The organism is Microvirga makkahensis (assembly GCF_009830105.1).
Classification (GTDB): Bacteria; Pseudomonadota; Alphaproteobacteria; order Rhizobiales; family Beijerinckiaceae; genus Microvirga; species Microvirga makkahensis.
Map to the genome: position 1 here is coordinate 1 of NZ_WURB01000005.1, position 19,578 is coordinate 19,578.

19 protein-coding genes are annotated in these 19,578 nt (G+C 63.0%); 16 read left to right on the forward strand and 3 right to left on the reverse strand.

Going from position 1 to position 19,578, the window contains the following annotated elements; all coding sequences use genetic code 11:
- The 10 genes from GR328_RS08325 to GR328_RS08370 all read left to right on the forward strand — a co-directional run.
- Nucleotides 1–1,069, forward strand: a 1,069-nt coding sequence (locus tag GR328_RS08325) for a hypothetical protein (RefSeq protein WP_160884075.1), incomplete at its 5' end; no start/stop codon positions are given.
- Nucleotides 1,070–1,985: 916 nt separating this feature from the next.
- Entirely contained in the window at nt 1,986–2,264 is a 279-nt protein-coding gene (locus GR328_RS08330; protein ID WP_343039327.1) for a DUF6894 family protein, read from the forward strand.
- A gap of 688 nt (nt 2,265–2,952) precedes the next feature.
- On the forward strand, nt 2,953–3,756 hold the full coding sequence (locus tag GR328_RS08335; protein WP_205789841.1) for a hypothetical protein: 804 nt from the start codon (nt 2,953–2,955) through the stop codon (nt 3,754–3,756).
- Between the two features lie 141 nt (nt 3,757–3,897).
- Nucleotides 3,898–4,809, forward strand: coding sequence for a LysR family transcriptional regulator (locus GR328_RS08340; protein ID WP_160884077.1), 912 nt, complete (start codon nt 3,898–3,900; stop codon nt 4,807–4,809).
- A 234-nt stretch (nt 4,810–5,043) separates the two neighbouring features.
- Entirely contained in the window at nt 5,044–6,093 is a 1,050-nt protein-coding gene (locus GR328_RS08345; RefSeq protein ID WP_205789842.1) for a TRAP transporter substrate-binding protein, read from the forward strand.
- A gap of 110 nt (nt 6,094–6,203) precedes the next feature.
- Nucleotides 6,204–6,815, forward strand: a complete 612-nt coding sequence (locus GR328_RS08350) for a TRAP transporter small permease subunit (RefSeq protein ID WP_160884078.1) — start codon at nt 6,204–6,206, stop codon at nt 6,813–6,815.
- A gap of 5 nt (nt 6,816–6,820) precedes the next feature.
- Complete coding sequence (locus tag GR328_RS08355) at nt 6,821–8,104, forward strand: TRAP transporter large permease (protein ID WP_160884079.1); 1,284 nt, start codon at nt 6,821–6,823, stop codon at nt 8,102–8,104.
- Between the two features lie 44 nt (nt 8,105–8,148).
- Nucleotides 8,149–8,832 carry a DUF2848 domain-containing protein gene (locus tag GR328_RS08360; protein ID WP_160884080.1) on the forward strand — a complete coding sequence of 228 codons (684 nt, stop codon included), beginning with the start codon at nt 8,149–8,151 and terminating at the stop codon, nt 8,830–8,832.
- Between the two features lie 41 nt (nt 8,833–8,873).
- Entirely contained in the window at nt 8,874–10,229 is a 1,356-nt protein-coding gene (locus GR328_RS08365) for an amidase (RefSeq protein WP_160884081.1), read from the forward strand.
- Between the two features lie 24 nt (nt 10,230–10,253).
- Entirely contained in the window at nt 10,254–11,048 is a 795-nt protein-coding gene (locus tag GR328_RS08370) for a putative hydro-lyase (RefSeq protein WP_160884082.1), read from the forward strand.
- A gap of 489 nt (nt 11,049–11,537) precedes the next feature.
- Here GR328_RS08370 and GR328_RS08375 read toward each other — a convergent pair whose 3' ends face one another.
- The gene (locus GR328_RS08375; protein ID WP_160884083.1) at nt 11,538–11,756 is read right to left on the reverse strand and encodes a hypothetical protein; all 219 of its coding nucleotides are present in this window, start codon (nt 11,754–11,756) and stop codon (nt 11,538–11,540) included.
- 73 nt (nt 11,757–11,829) lie between these two features.
- Here GR328_RS08375 and proV point away from each other — a divergent pair, with 73 nt between their 5' ends.
- The 3 genes from proV to GR328_RS08390 all read left to right on the forward strand — a co-directional run bounded on the left by proV (nt 11,830) and on the right by GR328_RS08390 (nt 14,970).
- Nucleotides 11,830–13,071: a glycine betaine/L-proline ABC transporter ATP-binding protein ProV gene (proV, locus tag GR328_RS08380; protein ID WP_160884084.1), complete on the forward strand. Its 1,242-nt coding sequence runs from the start codon at nt 11,830–11,832 to the stop codon at nt 13,069–13,071.
- 27 nt (nt 13,072–13,098) lie between these two features.
- Nucleotides 13,099–14,013, forward strand: coding sequence for an ABC transporter permease (locus GR328_RS08385; protein WP_160884085.1), 915 nt, complete (start codon nt 13,099–13,101; stop codon nt 14,011–14,013).
- A gap of 69 nt (nt 14,014–14,082) precedes the next feature.
- Entirely contained in the window at nt 14,083–14,970 is an 888-nt protein-coding gene (locus GR328_RS08390) for a glycine betaine ABC transporter substrate-binding protein (protein ID WP_160884086.1), read from the forward strand.
- Nucleotides 14,971–15,046: 76 nt separating this feature from the next.
- Here the strand turns inward: GR328_RS08390 and GR328_RS08395 are convergent, their stop codons facing one another.
- Entirely contained in the window at nt 15,047–15,490 is a 444-nt protein-coding gene (locus GR328_RS08395; protein ID WP_160884087.1) for a hypothetical protein, read from the reverse strand.
- A 187-nt stretch (nt 15,491–15,677) separates the two neighbouring features.
- Between GR328_RS08395 and GR328_RS08400 the strand changes: the two genes are divergently transcribed.
- The 3 genes from GR328_RS08400 to GR328_RS26845 all read left to right on the forward strand — a co-directional run bounded on the left by GR328_RS08400 (nt 15,678) and on the right by GR328_RS26845 (nt 16,821).
- Complete coding sequence (locus GR328_RS08400; RefSeq protein WP_160884088.1) at nt 15,678–15,923, forward strand: BrnA antitoxin family protein; 246 nt, start codon at nt 15,678–15,680, stop codon at nt 15,921–15,923.
- 45 nt (nt 15,924–15,968) lie between these two features.
- Nucleotides 15,969–16,391 carry an MAPEG family protein gene (locus GR328_RS08405; RefSeq protein WP_246215766.1) on the forward strand — a complete coding sequence of 141 codons (423 nt, stop codon included), beginning with the start codon at nt 15,969–15,971 and terminating at the stop codon, nt 16,389–16,391.
- A 181-nt stretch (nt 16,392–16,572) separates the two neighbouring features.
- Nucleotides 16,573–16,821 (forward strand): hypothetical protein, encoded by a 249-nt coding sequence (locus GR328_RS26845; protein ID WP_205789843.1) that lies wholly within the window; start codon nt 16,573–16,575, stop codon nt 16,819–16,821.
- 153 nt (nt 16,822–16,974) lie between these two features.
- On the opposite strand, the gene GR328_RS08410 is transcribed toward GR328_RS26845, so the two are convergent.
- A complete protein-coding gene (locus tag GR328_RS08410; RefSeq protein WP_160884089.1) occupies nt 16,975–19,155 on the reverse strand; it encodes a PAS domain-containing sensor histidine kinase in 2,181 nt (726 codons plus the stop codon).
- Nucleotides 19,156–19,578 lie beyond the last annotated feature (423 nt).

Below are 19,578 nucleotides of genomic sequence, written 5' to 3' on the forward strand. Positions count from 1 at the left end.
GCGGGTGGATGCGGTGGCCGACGCGCCCCGCGTCATGGCGCTCGACGTGGCCGGGCGGGAGGACGAGCCGATCGGGCTCGACCTGTCGGCTGCGCTGGCCGACACCGACGGATCGGAAGAACTCTCCGCCGTGTTCCTGTCCGGGCTGCCGGATGGCTTTACTCTCTCACACGGCACGATCGTCGAAGGCGACAAGTGGCAGGTGCCCGCAGACAAACTGCCGGAGTTGTGCTTGACGCCGCCTCAGAACTGGAACGGAACGCTGCAGCTGACCCTCTATGCCATGAGTGTCGAGACTGCTTCGCACGATGCCGCGACGGCGTCGGCCACGTTCACGGTGACCGTTGCGCCCGTCAACGACGCGCCGGAGCTCGCTCTGACGCCGCCGGAACATTCCGGCGCCGGCGCCCGTACCGCCAGCGCGATCGGCGGCGTGGAGGCACAGGATATCGACAGCGATCACCTGAGCGGCGCAAGCGTGGTTCTTTCCGACGCCCATCCCGGCGATACGCTCACCCTCGAAGGCTTCGAACTCCGCACCGAGGAGGGGCGTGTGATGATCGGCGATACGGGCATCGAACTGGTGGGGGGCGGCTACGACTCCCAGGCGGGCAGCCTGACCTTGAGCGGCAATGCCTCGCCCGACATCTATGCGGAGGTTCTGCGGTCGCTGATGCTGGAGAGTGCGGATGCTTCCGGTCTCGCGGCAGGTGTGCGCAGCATTGAAGTGACGCTTCTCGACAATGAAGGAGCTTCCTCGAAGCCGAGTTCCGTCGAGGTGGTCGTGGATGACGTGGCGCAGCCGTCGAGCGACACGACCGAAGGGAGTTTCGCCACAACGATGTCGGGGCCGGCGCAGGATGACTTCAGAGCGGATATCCTTCTGCTGATGAGCAATAGCGACGGCGACACGAGCGATACCATCGGCGGATCATGGACGGATCACACCGAACCGAAGTTCGACGCCGCTGCACCCGATCCTCTGGCGGAACACGAGCATCCCGTCTCCGACAGCATTCAATCCGTCAGCGATTTCCATGTCGATATCGGTCGAGTGAATTGGTCCTGAGCGTTCCCGGTGATGAAAGCGCCAGGGCTTCGACAGAGAAGCGGCGGCGTATGTCTCAGGACCGGGAGCCTCTCGGGGCCACCGCCGAGAGGAGGAGAGTTGGACGTCCGTGGTCGGGGCAGGCGGATGAGAGAGTAAGGGCCGCCCCGGATTCTTGTTCGTTTCGGATGCGGCCCTTACCGACAGGCCCCCTACGGCGAGCTGAGCGGTATCTGATTCAGGGGAGGTACGGCAAGAGAAGGAACGACGGAATACGTGGGAAGTAATTCGAAAGGATTATATGGACATGAAAGACAACTGCCTACACTGAGGGGGGTAGCCGAGATGTCACGCGTTCACTTCAAAGCATATGACGGCACTTTTCAACCGTGCCGTCTTTTTGAAAGGTAAGGGGTGCATCGATTCTTTCTCGACGATCGGACATGGCATCTTTGTTTTCGAGAACGGTCACATTGGGTAACAGCAGATGACAGATGATGAGGTCGAGGCGGTCGCCCGGGAACTCGCAAAGGTCGGCGGCGCCTCCTGGTATCCGGGGCGCACGAGCGGCCCTCTCCTGAGAGCCGTCAGCGAGCGGTACAGGGACAGGGCGCGTGTGGCGATCGCTGCCCTTGAGCGCTTCAGAGGCGCGAGGGATGCCGCAGAGGCGGGGGAGGGCCCCACGCAGAATGCTTCGCAAGCGAGGGGTTCCTCCGAGGGCCGGCTTCAAGTCGGCACGGTGGTCGTTTATCGCCCCCCAGGCGATCAAAGGGCTGTTCCCTGCAGGATCGAACACATCAAGGCTGACCAAGCCTACCTCGTTCCTCTTCCCCAACCTACGATCGGATGGGTATCCTTGAAGAATCTGCAGCCTCTCGATGTACAGGACGTCTTAGGGGCGCCTAGGGACTCGGCCGAGTAGGCCGACCCGTTCCCGGTGACCACCGTCGCAGGCGGCGCTACATTCGTAAATATCTCGGACAGGTTGATGCGCTGCTTCTTTCATCTGGTCAATGGCGCTGAAACGATACTGGATGACACGGGGGTCGACGTGCCGAATCTCGACGGCGCCAAAGCCTCCGCCCTGCGCGCGATCAGCGAACTGCTCCGGGAATCCGATGACGTGCTTCAGGACTGGGCGGGCTGGCAACTGCACATCGTCTGTTCTCGGGGGAACATCCTTGCCTCCATCCCTCTTTGCGCCTCTCTTCACTGAAGCCGCGCAGGGCCGACGATGAAGATCGTGCAGTTCCAGACGATCTGATGACCCGCGGCCCGTGACTGTCGGCCTCGTCCTGACGGGCGTTGGAACGGAAAGTCGCTGGCGACGCTCAGATCTCCTTTTCCCAGCACCCGGTTAACGATTGATTAACTATTACTGGCCGATGATTGGTGTGGCCGAAAGGCAGGCGGGGAGTGCGCGGATGTACCGCCTCCCCGCCTTTTTCATGCCTCGCACGGGAAGATGGGCGCGGACGAGCTAGTCGAATGCGGCATCGGCAAAATGGGGCGGGCACAGGCGAGATCTCCTGGCGGCTGCCGTCGCCCCGACGCAAGTGAACCTGGCGGTTCCTGCGCATGCCGCCTGTGCGGTGGGGCGAGCAGAGCGGCTTTGACTTCGGTTCCGGGAATTGCCAGTACATCGTACGGATCCGAAGGGTGCGCCTAACGATGCGCCATTGAATGATAAAGTGAGCATCCGATCAGTCCTGAAAGTGGTTTCCATTTTGAAGTCCGATGCTCTAAAGCCCTTGTGATCCTGCTTCGGCTGCGCGAACTCCGCCTCCGGCTGGCATGATCGTGTGAGCCAATCCCATCTGGAGAGAGCCTGATTGTCGCGCAGGGTCGCCGAGATCCGACGAGACGGGATTCCGCTCTCCGGCAAATTTCGAAGGTCGCAGATTTTGGACGTTTCCTTCTGGCTGCCTCTCATCATGAAGATGCTGACCAGCGCTGCCATTGTGGTCGCAGCCTCGCTGGTTGTGGAGCGAAGCGGCCCGTTCGTGGGGGCCATGATCGCGACACTGCCCATTTCGGCCGGCCCTGCCTACGCCTTCCTGGCGCTCGACCACGGATCCGATTTCATCTCAGCGAGTGCTCTGGCGGGCCTCAAGGTCTCTGCGGCGACCGTGGTCTATATGCTCGTCTACGCGGCCGCCGCGCAGAGGATGGGCGTTCTCGCGAGCGTCGGCTCCGCCTTGGCGGTCTGGGCTGTCTCGATCTCGGTCATCCTGAAGGGCCAGTGGTCTTTCGGCGGCGCCCTCGCGCTGAACGGGGCCGTCTATGCCGTCGCTATCCCGCTCGCGCGAAAATTCTCCGCGGCAGGCATGCCGGTTTCTGCAAAGAAGCGGGCATGGGACATTCCCTTCCGGGCAGCCCTGGTCATGCTTGTCGTCGGCGTGACCGTCGTCGCGGGGAGAACTCTCGGCCCCTCGATTGCGGCTGCGGCTGCGCTGGCTCCCGTCGTCCTGATGAGCTTGGCCCTCATCCTGCACCCGCGGGTGGGCGGTGCTGCGACGGCATCCGTTGTCGCCAACGGGGTGCCGGGCATGATTGGGTTCGTCGGGGCGCTGAGCCTTCTGCACCTGTGCGCAGTACGGCTTGGAGCTGCCTTATCGCTGATCCTGGCTCTGGGGGTGAGTATCGGGTGGAACGCGTCCTTGATGGCGGCGAGGCGCTGGCGTTTGCTGGGGCGCGTCGGAGTCTGACGGGCAGCAGACCTGCAGGCTTAGGCGAAGGCTGCGTTACCGCGCATCCCGAGGCGACACTGGGTCTATCGCAGCCGGCGATGACTCCGGGTATGCTCTTCGCAGGATGGACGATCACTGTGATCGCCGAACGAACAGCTGATGATCGATTTCAGGAACATTGAAACATTCTTCTGGGCGGCTGCGCTCGGCAGTCTCAGGGCGGCATCGGAAAAACTCGGGACGACACAGCCCGCCGTATCGCAACGGATCGCTTCTCTGGAATCCGCGCTCGGAGTGCGCCTGTTCGAGCGGGATGTGCGCGGCGTGACGCTGACCGCGAAGGGCCAGGAGATGCTCTCACATGCCGAGCGCATGATGCAGGCCCGCCGCGATATGCTGAAAGCGGCCCAGGATCAGAACGTGATGAGCGGCACGATCCGGATCGGCGTTGCGGAAACGATCGTGCAGACGTGGCTGTCGACATTCATCAAGGACGTGCACAATGCCTATCCAGCTCTCGTCCTGGAGATCGAAGTCGACAGTTCGCACATCCTTCGCTCCCACTTGGTGTCGCGGCAGATCGATATCGCATTTCTGATGGGGCCCGTCCTCGAAGAGCGTGTGGAGAACCTGCCGCTGTGCACCTATTCGCTCTCATGGGTCGCCAGTCCGACGCTGCAACTTGGGAATGCTCGCGTCACGCTGGAACGTATCGCCGAGAGGCCGATCATCACGCACTCGTCCGGCAGCAGCCCTTACAGGGTGGTGCGGGACATGCTCATGCGCGCCGGTGTGAGGACGCCGCAGATGTACGGCAGCGCATCCGTTTCGATGATCGTGCGCATGGCTCTGAACGGTATTGGAACCGCCGTGATCACGCCGGTGTTCCTGGATCGGGAGCTTGCTTCCGGCGAACTGCAGATCCTCGATGTGGAGAGCGATCCACTTCCGGACCTGAGTTTTACCGCGAGTTGGGTCGATGGCCTGGACAGTCGCTCCATGCGCTCAATCGCCGTGCTCGCACAGGAAGTCGCCGTACGTACCGGAGGCAGAGCGCCGAAGGGGATATAAATCTCGTTTATATCCCCTATCAAAACAAACGAATAGACAAGCTGAAGGTTCCTGGGATGCAATGCGGCCAGGCTGAGGAATGGCGGCTAGGTTCAGAACGCAACGCGCGATTTCGCGCCACCGGACTCACGGTGATCGTCCGACGTCTCCGAAAATGGGGGCGGATAGAGACAATTCGTCCGACCTGCATGTGTCTTCGCTCAGCCGCAATACCGAACCAGAGGATGACACATCATGAAAAGATTCGTTTATACCGCCGGAGCCGCAGCCCTGCTCAGCCTATCCGGTGCGGCGCTGGCTCAGGATCTGCCGAAAACTCATCTTCAGATCGTCGGGGGGCTGAGCAATCTCACGGCTTATAACGATTTCGAGAAGCCGTTCTGGACGAAGACGATTCCGGAACTCTCGAAGGGGCAGGTCACCGCCGAGATCAAAGGCTTCAATGAGATGGGCCTCAAAGGGCCTGAAATCCTCCGCCTGATGTCGCAAGGCGTCATCCCGTTCGGCACGGCGACGCTGTCCTACTTCGCCAGCGACAATCCGATCAACGAGGCGATCGACCTCGCAGGCCTTGCGCCCGACGTGAAGACGGCACGCCAAGTCACGGAAGCCTTCGAGCCGGTCTATGCGAAATTCTACGGGGAAGGCTCGCGGGTCAAGCTTCTTGGCATCTCCACCTATCCGGCGCAGGTTCTGTTCTGCAACGCCGAGGTGAACGGCCTCGCCGACCTGAAGGGCAAGAAGGTCCGCACCAGCAGCCGCACCCAGGCCGAGTTCGTCGAGGCCTTCGGCGGTTCGAGCGTGACGATGGCCTTCGGCGAAGTGGTGCCGGCGCTGCAGAACAAGGTCGTCGATTGCGCCATCACCGGTTCATTGTCGGGCTACTCGGCCAAATGGTACGAGGTCTCGACCCATCTCTACGCGCTTCCCATCAACTGGAACCAGCAGATCCACGCCGTCAACCAGGCGACCTGGGACAAGCTCGATCCGAAGGTTCAGGAATTCCTCCAGACGAATATCAAGACCTTGATGGACGACATCTGGAAGGCCGCCGACGAGCAGACCAAGCAGGGCTATGATTGCAATACGGGCTCGGACGCCTGCACTCTGCCCGTCAAGGGCAAGATGAAGCTGGTTCAACCGAGCGATGCCGACCGCGACCTTCTGAAGAAGGCGCTGCAGGAATCCATCCTGCCGAAATGGGCGGCGCGCTGCTCGGCCGAATGCGTGCAGAGCTTCAACGACACGATCGGCAAGACGCTGGACATCAAGGTCTCCAAGTAACCAGACGAGAGCGCGCCGGATCCGGCAGCGGACCGGCGCGCACCAATCTGCCTTAGAGCCGATACCCCGAGGCTCGATGCGGCAGTGATCGTCCAGGCAAAGGCATAATCATGGCACCGACCATACGACCATCCCCTCTCGGCGGCCTGTTGAACGCGGCCGAGCACATGTCGCGCTGGGCCGTATGGTTCGGCGGCGCTCTGACGATCGGCAGCGTGCTGCTGATCTCCTTCGATGTCATCGTGCGGAAGTTCTTCGGCTTCAGCACTGGCGGCGCGGACGAGTTGTCGAGCTATGCCTTCGCGATCAGCACGTCCTGGGCGTTCGCCTTCGCGACTCTCCAGCGCGCGAATGTGCGCGTCGACGTGCTCTACCAGTATCTGCCCGTTCGCCTGTCGGCCGTCCTGGACTGGCTCTCCCTCGTGACGCTCGGCATCTTCATGGTCATGATGACCTTCTACGCCTACGACGTCGCCGCCACCTCCTGGGTGCAGAATTCCGCCGCCAACACGCCTCTGGCGACGCCGCTGTATATTCCGCAGGGATTGTGGCTGCTGGGCCTGATCTGGATGTGCCTGGTTCTGGCTCTCATGCTGGTGCGCGCCTCGTGGGCGCTGGTTATGGGCCGGATCGACGACGTCAAGGCGATCGCCGGCGTCCGCTCGACCAAGGAGGAAGCCGAAGAGGAAGCCGCCGCAGGCGAGCGCATGGTCAAGGGTTAAGCGAAATGGTTGCCACTGCACTGATCCTCCTGCTCGTCCTCATCGGTCTGAGCATTCCTGTCGGCGCCGCTCTCGGGGTGCTCGGGCTGATCCTCGACCCGCTCTATTCCATGCTGCCCCTGACCCGGGCCATCGGCGAGCTGGCGTGGAGCACGAACAACGAATTCCTGATGGTGGCGGTACCTCTGTTCATCCTCCTCGGAGAGATCCTGCTGCGGGCGGGCTTCGCCGAGCGGATGTATGCCGCCATGAGCCTCTGGCTCTCCTGGCTCCCGGGCGGCCTGATGCACGCGAATATCGGCGCATCCACCCTGTTCTCGGCAACCTCTGGATCGAGCGTTGCCACCGCCGCGACCGTCGGCACAGTCGCGATCCCGCAGATCAAGCGCTACGGATACAACGAGCCGCTCTTTCTCGGCAGCCTCGCCGCTGGCGGAACCCTGGGCATTCTCATTCCGCCTTCGATCAACCTCGTGATCTATGGCGTTCTCACGAACTCGTCCGTGCCCAAGCTCTATCTCGCCGGCATCATCCCGGGCTTCCTGATGGCTGGCCTGTTCATGCTGGTGATCGTTGGGAGCTGCATCGCGAAGCCGTCCTGGGGCGGGCACAAGATTCGGGCAACCTGGGGCGAGCGATTCAAGAGCCTGATCCATTTGGCGCCGCCGCTCGGAATCTTCTTCCTCGTCGTAGGCTCGATCTATGCCGGTCTCGCGACGCCCACGGAAGCCGCCGCTCTGGGTGTTCTGGGCGCGCTCATTCTCGCGGCATGGTTCCGGCGTCTGACTTGGACGATGCTGCGCGAATCCGTCGAGGGAACGATGCGGTCCACGGCGATGATCATGCTGATCGTGATCGGTGCCGCCTTCTTGAACTTCATCATGTCGGCCACGGGCCTTACCGATGCGATCACCAGTTCGATCACAGGCCTTGGACTTTCGCCGGGATGGATGCTGCTGATCATCATCGTCTTCTATCTGGTGCTCGGCTGCTTCATGGAGACGCTTTCCATGATGATCACGACGATTCCGATCGTCGCGCCGATCATGCTTGCTCTCGGTTTCGATTCGATCTGGCTCGGCATCGTCATCATCGTTCTGGTGGAGGCCGCCCTGATCACGCCGCCGGTCGGGCTCAATCTCTTCGTCGTGCAGAGCCTGCGCAAGAGCGGCTCGATGGGCGCCGTCATCACGGGGGCGCTGCCCTTCGTGCTGGCGATGTTCACCTTGCTTGCCCTGCTGTCGTTCTTCCCGGGCTTGGCGCTCTGGCTCCCGAGCGTCTTCAGCTAGGCGCCCGAATTCAACCGCAGTTTCTCAACTCCTATGGATTGACCATGAAACTTTCCTTCAAGACCGAAAGCCAATCGGGCTCGCGCACGATCGACGTCGAGATTGCCTCCCTCGTCGTCGCAGGATGGGCCGGGCGTGACCAGCATGCCATCGAGCACCACATCGAGGAGCTGTTCGCCATCGGCGTGCCGCGGCCGAGCTCCGTGCCGCTCTACTATCGCGTCGCGGAGAACCAGCTGACCCAGTCCTCGCGCATCCAGGTCGTGGGCAGCGAGACCTCGGGAGAGGTGGAGACCATCGTGTTCCGGGCGGGTGGCGAGCTTTATGTGAGCATCGCCTCCGACCACACCGATCGCAAGCTTGAGACGCACAGCGTGGCCCTGTCGAAGCAGGTCTGCGCGAAACCTGTCGCTACGCAGGCGTGGCTCTATGCCGATGTGGCCGAGTACTGGGACGAGCTCGTCATCCGGTCGTATATCGAGGAGAACGGTGAGCGCGTGCTCTATCAGGAGGGCACGCTCGCCTCTCTCCGTCCTCCGCTGGAGCTCGTCGCGGGTTTTGCCGGCCAGGACACGCTTCCAGAAGGCGTCGCAATGATCTGCGGAACGGTCGGTGCAAAGGGCGGAATTCGGCCCGCTCCCTCCTTCACCATGGAGTTGTTCGATCCGCGCCGCGGACGCACCTTGAGCCACAGCTACGACATCGAGGTTCTGCCGGAAGTTGCCTGATCCGGAAGCCCGATGCAACCCAATCCCATGGTTGACGCAACATGACTACGACAGTGAACGAACAGCAGCAGGCACTCGCGCAAGGGCGCACTACGTCAATGGACCTGACGGAGGAGGCGCTGAGCCGCGCGGCCGACCCGGGCGGGGAGGGCGCGCGTGTCTTCACGAAGCTGTATCCCGATCAGGCCCGCGCCGCCGCTCAGGCCTCCGACATCCTGCGCAAGGCCGGGATGACCCGCTCTCCCATCGACGGGCTGCCGATATCGATCAAGGATCTGTTCGACGTCGCGGGCGATGTCACGATGGCAGGGTCGGTCGCGCGCGCAGGCGAGCCGGCGGCTGCGGAGGATGCCCTCGTCGTCAGGCGCCTGCGGGAGGCGGGCGCGGTGATCGTTGGCCGCACCAACATGACCGAGTTCGCCTATTCGGGGCTCGGCCTCAACCCGCATTACGACGTGCCGCGCAACCCATGGGATCGCGAGACCGGACGCATTCCGGGCGGGTCATCGTCCGGTGCCGCGGTATCGGTGACCGACGGGATGGCTGTGGCCGGGATCGGCTCCGATACGGGTGGATCCGTCCGGATCCCGGCGGCGCTCTGCGGCCTCGTGGGCTTCAAGCCGACGGCGTCGAGGGTGCCGATGGATGGCGTCCTGCCGCTCTCCTTCAGCCTCGATTCCGTTGGTGCGATCGCGCCCTCGGTGGCGTGCTGCGCGGTTCTCGATGCGATCATGGCCGCCGACGGGAGGCCGCTCCCGCGTCCAGCCGAGCTCGGTAGGCTGCGCTTCGCCGTGCCCACGACCCTGGCGCTGGATGGAATGGACAAGGACGTAGCCCGCGCCTTCGAGGCCGTGCTCGCAAGGCTTTCGGCCGCCGGTGTGCGGATTGACGAGATCGCCGTGCCGGAATTCGCCGAACTTGCAGCCATCAACGCCAATGGCGGCTTCACGGCAGCGGAGTCCTGGGCCTGGCACCGGGATCTGATCGAGCGCGCGGGCGACCGCTACGATCCGCGCGTCGTTACGCGCATCCGGCGAGGCAAGGACATCTCCGCCGCCGATTACCTCGATCTGCTCGAGGCCCGCAAGGCATGGCGAGAAAAGGTGGAGGCGCGGATCGAAGGCTATGATGCGCTTCTGCTTCCGACCGTTCCGGTCGTCGCACCCGCTATTGCGGAACTCGCGGCGAACGACGATGTCTACTATGCCATGAACGGCCTGATCCTTCGCAATCCCACGCTGATCAACTTCCTCGACGGAGCCGCCTTGTCCGTTCCGTGTCACGGACCCGGCGGAGCTCCCGTTGGTCTGATGATCGCAGGGCCTGCCGGATCCGACCGCAGGATGCTCGCTATCGGCATGGCGGTCGAAGCTCTGCGCTTGCAGGATCAGGCGTAACGCGCACCGGCAGAAGGATTGGACATGCCCGCAAAGATCGACAACAGCGCCGCCTACAAAGCCCGTCAGGATGCCCGCGCGGGCATCCTGACCGGCCCGACCGCCAACCTCGCTCCCGGGCATGTTCAGGCCAACCTCGCTATCCTGCCGGAGGAACTCGCGCACGACTTCCTGCGCTTCTGCCAGCGCAATCCCAAGCCGTGCCCGCTCGTCGCGGTCTCCGAGACGGGAGACCCGTCGCTGCCGGAGCTGGGCCAGGATATCGACATCCGTACCGACATTCCCCGCTACCGCGTGTGGCGCAACGGCGAACTAGTGGCGGAGCCCACCGATATCCGTGACCTGTGGAATGAAAAGCTGGTGGCCTTCCTGATTGGCTGCTCGTTCTCGTTCGAGGAGGCGATGCTGGCGGACGGCCTGCCGGTGCGCCACATCGAGCAGGGCTGCAACGTGCCGATGTACCGGACGAACATTCCGACCGTAGCGACGGGGCCCTTCTCGGGGCCGCTCGTCGTGTCCATGCGTCCGCTGAAGGCCGCCGACGCGATCCGCGCCGTGCAGGTGACGTCGCGCTTTCCGTCCGTTCACGGTGCGCCAGTGCATCTCGGCGATCCCTCCCTGATCGGAATCACCGACATCAGCAAGCCCGATTACGGCGATGCAGTCGAGATCCGGGAGGGCGAGATTCCGGTCTTCTGGGCCTGCGGTGTCACACCGCAATCGGTCATCGCCAACGTCCGTCCGGAGTTCTGCATCACGCACGCGCCGGGCCACATGCTTGTCACCGATCTTCTGAATTCCTCGATCGCGGTGATCTGACCCGATCCGTCAACGCGGGCGGTGATGGTCGCTCGCGTTCATCCATCCTGGGCCAAGAGCATCGAACCCCAAAGTGGACTCGTTTTGGGGATTCAATCCGATGCTCCACTTTCTGAACAGCGCACCGTTCAACGCGGGCCTCCCGGGCTCGTAGGATGCGCTTGTGCCTCCTATCATGGCTGCCCCCGGGCCTGAACCGGGGATCAATCCCGACCATCCCGATGGATGAACAGCGCCCCGCTCAACAGATCGAAATCACCGGCATGGGACTGGTGATGAGGGGGCGGGATGCTTCCTGCATCCGCACCTCACGGTTTGAATGAGGCGAGCGAGCCGTCCGCGCACTCGCGGGCGGATCCGGCGGATTCGTGTGCGGATCGGATGCGCGAAAGCCATCTCCGCCACCACGATGATGCCACTTCGATGGTCCCGCAGGGAACTCTCCCGGAGCCCTGTGGACACGGAGCCGCTCAAGCCTCCGGCGAACGCTTAAGCTACTGTGCCAAAAACAAAAATGAAGATGCGGCGGCGACAGATGTTCTTGCCGCATAAGCGGGAAATGTAGCCAATTCGTGTCAAGGGGTTGGCTTTTCGCGCCAATCGGTTTAGACAAATATCGATAACGGCAACGATATTCGTTGGATGCTTCGCTGGAAGCTGGCAAAGTTGCGCATCTCCTGATGTGCTCTTGTTATCGCTTTCGCTCATTCAACTATTTTCCTGACTGAGATTACGCAGTGGAGGTTTCCCTAATCTTAGAACCGGGGGCAATGGAGTTTTGATGATTATCGAGGACGGTAACGTGCGCGTCGAGGCTGGCGTCGGCACTCCCGCGGAAAAGATCGTGTTGCGCAACGTGTTCAAGCTCTTCGGCTCGGACGTCTCGCGTGCGATCCAAATGATCCAGGCAGGCAAGGGCAAGGACGCCGTTCAGGCGGAGACCCGCTGCACCATTGGCGTCAACGACGCCAGCTTCGGCATTCGCGAGGGCGAGATCTTCGTGGTGATGGGACTTTCCGGCTCGGGCAAATCGACCCTGCTGCGCCTTCTCAACCGTCTGATCGAGCCGACAATGGGCTCGATCCTGATTGATGGGCAGGACGTGACCCGCATGAGCAAGCGCAACCTGATCGCCTTGCGCCGGCGCGACATGAGCATGGTCTTCCAGAGTTTCGCGCTTCTGCCCAACCGGACGGTTCTCGACAACACGGCCTTCGGTCTCGAGATCGCGGGCGTTCCCGAGGCGGAGCGCAACCGGAAGGCTCTTTCGGCTCTCGAGGCGGTCGGGCTCGCCCGTTACGCAGCGAGCCGCCCGGACGAGCTGTCCGGCGGGATGAAGCAGCGCGTCGGCCTGGCCCGCGCGCTTGCCAACGAGCCGACGGTTCTTTTGATGGACGAGGCTTTCTCTGCTCTCGACCCGCTGATCCGCACGGAGATGCAGGACGAGCTCCTGCGGCTGCAATCCGAACACAGCCGCACGATCGTCTTCGTCAGCCACGATCTCGACGAGGCCATGCGCATCGGCGACAGGATCGCGATCATGCAAGACGGGGTCGTGGTGCAGGTCGGCACGCCAGAGGACATCGTCATGAACCCGGCCAACGATTACGTCCGCTCGTTCTTCCGCAACGTGGACGTCAGTCACGTCTTCCGGGCCGGCGACATCGCCCGCCACAATCAGCTCACCTTGATCGAGCGGAGCGGGCACAGCGTCAATGCCGCCCTCGAGCGGATGCGTGCGCACGACAGGGACGTCGCCATCGTGATCGCCCGCGACAAGCGCTACCAAGGCATGGTCAGCGCGGATTCGCTCAAGGAGGCGGTACGCGCGGGCGGGCAGGATCCGTATCGGAAGGCCTTCCTGCCCGACATGAATCCCATCGAGGCTGACACGCCGCTGTCCCAGGTCATGGGACGCGTGGCGGAGAGCCACTGGCCCGTTCCGGTGGTGGACGAGCGCGGCCACTATCTCGGCGCCATCTCCAAGTCCTCCCTCCTCATGACCCTCGACCGCGCCGGCTGAAACACCGGCGCGTAAAGGATATTGCTTATGGATTTCGATATCAGTATCGGCGCTGGCGCTAGCGCGGTCGTCGAGTACATGCTCGACAACTTCTCCCCGACACTCGATGCGATCGCGGACGGCATCGGCTTGTTCGCCGACGGCATCAAGGATGCTCTGCTCGGGTTGCCGTCATGGGCGCTCATCGCGCTCGTCTCGCTGTTTGCGCTCTGGCGCATTGGCTGGAAGTTCGCTCTCGTCGCCGGCGTTGCCCTTCTTCTCATCGTCGGAATGGGCTTGTGGAAGGAGACCGTCGAGACGCTCGCCCTCGTGATCGCGGCGACGGCGATCGCGATCGTGATCGGCATTCCGCTCGGTATCGCGATGGCGCGAAGCGCCGTCCTGGCCGCAGTCACGCGCCCCCTGCTCGATCTGATGCAGACGATGCCGGCCTTCGTCTATCTGATTCCGGCGGCGATGTTCTTTGGCCTTGGCGCGGTGCCCGGCACCATCGCAACCGTGATCTTCTCAATGCCTCCCGTCGTGCGCCTGACCGCGCTGGGGCTGACCCAGGTCAACCGCGAGTTCGTGGAAGCGGGTCTCGCCTTCGGCTGCACGGATCGTCAGCTCCTGTTCAAGGTGCAGTTTCCGCTTGCCCTGCCGTCCATCATGGCGGGCGTGAACCAGACCATCATGCTCGGCCTGTCGATGGTGGTGATCGCCTCCATGATCGGGGCGGGCGGCTTGGGCAACACGGTGCTCACGGGCATCCAGCGCCTCGACGTGGGGCTCGGCTTCGAGGGTGGTCTCGCCGTCGTCATCCTGGCCATCATTCTCGACCGTCTGACGCAAAGCCTCTCGCGGCCGGCCGCCTTCCCGCTTCCGTACTGGGCGCTTCGGCGCTCCAGATCAGCGCCGGAGATCGCCAGCCTGAAGACCGCGCCTGCCAAGACAGGCGCCTGACGCCGGGCGCCGGACCGGAGTCCCGGCCCGGCGCTCGACCAAAACCCAAGAGCTGAAAGGAGAACCCCCATGCTCAAGACCTTCGCCCGGATCGCCCTCGCGGCGGCCCTGACCACAGGCCTTGCCGGCACGCTGCAGGCGCAGGAGGAGAAGAAGCCGGTGAAGATCGGCTGGACCGCCTGGGCCGATGCCGAGTTCGTCACCAAGCTCGCCAAGAAGCTCATCGAGGACAACTATTCCCAGAAGGTCGAGCTCGTTCAGACCGACATCGCGCCGCAATATCAGGGCGTCGCGAAGGGCGACATCGACGCCATGATGATGGCCTGGCTGCCCGAGACCCACAAGGATTACTGGGAGCGCGTCGGCAACAAGGTCGTCCCTCTCGGCGTGCTCTACACGGATGCCAAGCTCGGCTGGGTCGTTCCGAACTACGTTCCAGAGGATCAGGTGGCATCCATCGCCGATCTCGCTAAGCCCGAGGTGAAGGAAAAGCTCGACAGCAAGGTGCAGGGGATCGATCCCGGAGCAGGCCTCACCCGCCTGTCGAAGGAAGCTCTCAAGACCTATGATCTGAGTGGCTACGACCTCACCACGGCCAGCGATGCCGCCATGGTGTCCGCGCTGGACCGCGCGATTCGCCGGAAGGAGTGGATCGTCGTGACCGGATGGAGCCCCCACTGGATGTTCGGCAAGTACGAGCTGCGCTACCTCGACGATCCGAAGAATGCGCTCGGTGGTGTCGAGCGCGTCTACGCCATCGCGCGGCAGGGATTCCAGAGCGAATATCCCGAGATCGCCCAGTTCCTGATGCGCATGCATCTTCCGCTGGACGAGCTCCAGGCTGCCATGTCCGATGCCAACGAATCCTCGGTCGACAAGGCGGTCGAGAACTACATCAGCGAGCATCAGGCGCGGGTGAAGTACTGGCTGACCGGCGAGATGACCTCCGCATCGTAAGGGATGTGTGAGACTTGCATCGTCGCACCTTCGATAGCAGGCTGCCGGGATCTCCCGGCAGCCTGTTTCGTTCTGGTCAGTACGCCTGCCCCGACCGGCCCCGATCCCATGATGGCGGATCGTCGTAGGCGGGCATCTCCTCCCCGTACCGGGTCCGCGGCCTGTGACGGAAGTCGGAGGAGGGGGGTGGTTGCTCCGAAACCCGGGGCTCGGCCGCGCGGTCGAGAAGGCTCTGGGTGCCGTGCAGGAAGGACTGGGCCGCGGCGATGACGGCATCGGCGATGTCGCCGAGGCGGATGTCTCCCCAACGGCCGCCGTCCGCGGGCATGCGGTGAGGCCGGTCGTGATCCGCAGGATAGCGGGCGGAGCGATCACCCGGCAGAAGATCCGTGAAGATCCCCGCACCCGCGAGAATCGCGATCAGGACGACGGGCACGACAAGCCGGAAGGCGAGGCCGACGACCTTGGTGATGACGACGTAGCCGATGACGAGGAGGATTGCGGCGGTGATGATGCCCATGGCTGGGTCTGTACGTTTCCTGACGTGTTGCGGGAGGCGAGGCATCCACGACATCGGCGGCCATTTTGTGTCCTCGGTGACTGCCGCGAGGATGAAAACTCTCCCCCCGCGTCTCAAGGGAGAGTTGATTCCGTGGCGGCGCCTGTAGGAGGATGTGCCCCAGGCAGGGACGAGGAGGAACCGAATCATGTCGAGATCGCCAGGGGGACGTCGTCCGTCCGATCCGCTGAAGGCTGCAGAGGCGGCTTTCAAGAAGGTCACGACGAAGCCGGTCGAGGGGCCCGCCAAGGCGCCCGCCATTCCGGGCGTGAAGGAGGTCGTCACGCTCCGCATCGACCAGGAGGTGCTCGAGTTCTTTCAGCAGGATGGCCCCGGCTGGCAGGACCGCATCAATGCGGCTCTCCGCAAGGCGGCGGGCAAGTCCGACGGGTGAGGCCGATTGCCCGGTCTTTGCCGCGCTCCATAATGCACCTTTCCCATGACGCATTTCGCGGCAGCCATGACCACCGAGCTTACTCTTCTCGCCTGGACGCTCGTCCTCGCCCTCGTCCAGATCCTCCTTCCCGCGACCTTGCGCACTGGCGAGACAGGCGTGAGCTATAATGCAAGCGCACGCGACCATGAGGGGCCGCCGGTCGGGAAGATCACAGGGCGCCTCCAAAGGGCACAGAGCAACCTTTTCGAAACGCTGCCCGTCGTCGCGACCGCCATCGTGATAGCGCACTTTGCGGGCCGGAACGGGGCGCTGACCTGGTGGGGAGCGATGCTCTACTTCTGGGCTCGCATCGTCTACCTGCCGCTCTATGCTCTCGGCATTCCCTATATCAGATCGGTCGTGTGGCTCGTGTCCCTCCTCGGGATCATCCTGATCCTGGTCGCGATCCTGCTTCCGGCGGCCTGATCCGGGGGCGCCGCCAACGTGTGAATAGTCCGGCACATCGGGCAGACGGAAATTTGCGGTGGGTAAGGCACCTTATGCCTTTCCGAAACTCGGCTCGCTGCGTGTTGACCAGATCGATACGCCCGTTGTGCTCCGCGCCTGAGGCCCGATCTGCCTGACGAAGCCCGAGACGGTGCGCCGCGTGCGGCAACGGATTGGAACCGTCCTCGACCGAGCCAAGGCCGCAGGGTACCGCAACGGGGAGAACCCGGTTGAAGGCGTCACCAAAGGACTCCCAAAGCAAAATGACTGTGATGGCCATCACCCGGCGCCGCCCTACAACGAGGTCCCGACCTTTGCGGCCAAGCTGCGCATCAACAAGGTGAGCGAGAGGGTTCGTCTCGCCTTATCGTCGGCGACATTGACGTCCAGCGCCGCCGCATCAATGTAGGTCGTCTCAAGCGGCCTCAAGGCTTCGGAGACTCTGGCCGCGCTCGCGACCACCTGGCAGCGCATGTCGCCAGCATGTCTTCGCCCAGCGTCGCCACATGGCTCTCATCTCCCACCACGAGGCGCAGTCCACTCAGTACGGACCTCGACCGCCTCAGAGCTGTTTCAGCGGAAACTCGAGGATGCAGCGCAGGCCTGCGGGATCGAAGTCGAGCCGGGCCATGCCTTGAAGATCCTTGGTCATGCTGCGCTCGATCAGGCGAGTCCCAAAGCTGCGCTTGACAGGCGGCGTGACAGCCGGACCACCGCTTTCGATCCATTCAATCCGAAGGACATCGACAGTCCCGTACTCGGGAGCCTCCCACCACACGGTGACGAGACCCTGCTCGTTGGACAGGGCGCCGTACTTGGCGGCGTTGGTGGTCAGCTCGTGCAGGACCAGGCTGAGGGCGAGGCCGACCCGAGGCGCCAGCATGAGGTCCGCGCCTTCCAGTCGAACACGCATGGCTGAGCCACCGTGGTAGGGCTCCAGTTCTTGACAGATGATGTCGCGCAGGTTGACGCCCGTCCACGCTTGGCGCGTCAGCAGCTCATGGGCCTTGCTCAAGGACAAAAGGCGCGCTTCAAAGTTCTCGGAGAAACTCTCGATGTCGGCCGAGGTTCGAATCGTCTGGCTCGCGATCGACTGCACGGTGGCGAGCGTGTTCTTGACCCGGTGGTTCAGCTCGTCGATCAGCACCCTCTGATGCTCCTCGGCTCGCTTCCGCTCCGTGATGTCCACCAGCATGTTGATTGCGCCGACGACCTTGCCGGAGGCATTCCGCAGCGGTGTGGGGAATGGAATGAATGGAACGCGGCTGCCGTCCGGGCGCTCAGCAATCGCTTCCTCACCGCGAACAACGCGGCCCTCCTTCAGGGCAACAGCCATCGGGCATTGATCGTGCGGCAGCGGCGTCCCGTCTGGCGTGAAGAGGCGCCACGTCACGCACCACTCATCACTGCCCAGGATGGGCCTTCTCCCGGAGAAATCGACGGCGGCCTGGTTGTAGTAGGTGATCCGGCCTTCGGCATCCGTGGTGTAAATTGCAGCCGGCAGCGCCTCAAGGAGTTCCCGGACCTGGCGCTCACTCTCGCGCAGCCGTTCCTCGGCTTGTCGCTGCTCCGTCACGTCCTGGACCACACGCACGCCATAGCGGAACCGCCCCTGCGCGTCGAGCACGGACGCGCTGAGGACATTTACGAAGACAATGCCGCCGTCTTTCCGCAGGAAGCGCTTCTGCATCGAGTAATGGGCGAGCTCGCCCCGCACCTGGCGGGCATAGTGCTCGGCATCGTCGTCTCGGTCCTCAGGGTGGGTCAGCTCGACGAAGGATCGCCCCACAAGCTCCTCGGAAGCATAGCCGACGATGCCCGAGAGAGCCGGGTTGACGCGAACGAATCGACCGGCGGCGTCCATTTCGGCAATGCCGATGGGAGCCTTCTCGTAGGTCACGGCCAGTCGCTGCTGACTCTCCCGCAGGGCCTCGTCTGCCCTGTGCTGGTCGGTCACATCAACCGTGAAGCAGCGCGTGTTGTGGAACTCGCCATTGCGGAAGTGCACGTTGGAGGTGATCAGGACATGCCGGATCGAGCCGTCCTTGGCCTTCAGCTGGGCCGGATACCGGTCCAGCGTCTCCCCTCGGGAGAGGCGACGGAGGATGTCTCCTATCACCTGAGCATCGGCATGAAAGTCGGCGATCGGCCGGCCGATGTACTCGTCTGCGCTATAGCCGAGGAGATCAAGCTCAGCCCGGTTGGCGCGCAGGATAGTGCCATCCGCGGCGACCAGGTGGAGGCCAACAGCACTATTCTCGAAGAAGTCCTCAAGATCCTGCCGGCTCTGACGCAGCTCAATCTCTATGTCCTTGCGGTCGGAGATGTCCTGAAAGCAGTTGATCGCGCCAAGAATGCCGCCCTGGCTGTCGAGTAGCGGCTCGATATGAGCCAGCACGGTGCGGCGGCTTTGATCCGGACGCTCGATCAGGACCTCGAGCCCGTGAGCGGGCTTGCCGGAGCGCAGGACCTGCGCCATTGGGGTGTCTGCGTGAGCAAGGGGGCGTCCATCCAGGTGGTAGAGGCGAAAGGACCCGCAGTAACGTTCGTCCGTTTCGCCAAGGCGGGGCTGGCGTCCCCACAGTTCGGCGGCCCGTTTGCTATAGCGCCGGATGATCCCGTCTGCCGAGCAGATATAAATGGCTGCGGGTATGGCATCAAGCACGGCCTGGCTGACGGTGGCAAGCTCCTGTAAGCTGGGTTGAGGCAAGGGATTGCTGGAGGAGAAGGCGGCTACCGTCATAGCAGTTCATTGTCCTTTGAACCAACCACTTCTCTCAGGGGCAGACCGGGGCAACGACCGACACGCCTCGGAAGAAACACAGTCCCGCCCGAATGATGGCAATTGCCCTCGGGCCAGTGGCAACAATCTCCAGATAGGGCGTTCTCAGCCAATCTCGATAGTTCATCAAGATTAATGTCCCTGGGACGGACATTTCTGGAGGTGGCCCTGGAGCTGATACGAGCCGAACTCCGACAGCCGATCGGTAAGCAAGCTCGATAGCGTCGCGCCCAAAACTGGCCGTGACCCGGCCCTCACATTGCGGGGCACAAGAAGGTTCTAAGTTGTGTGCCAGAAGTAGCCCAGCTTGAATCCAACGCGGTTAAGCCAACTGGAGTAAGCACGCATACAGGGTGGTGATTCTGGTTGGGATCTGCCGCGACC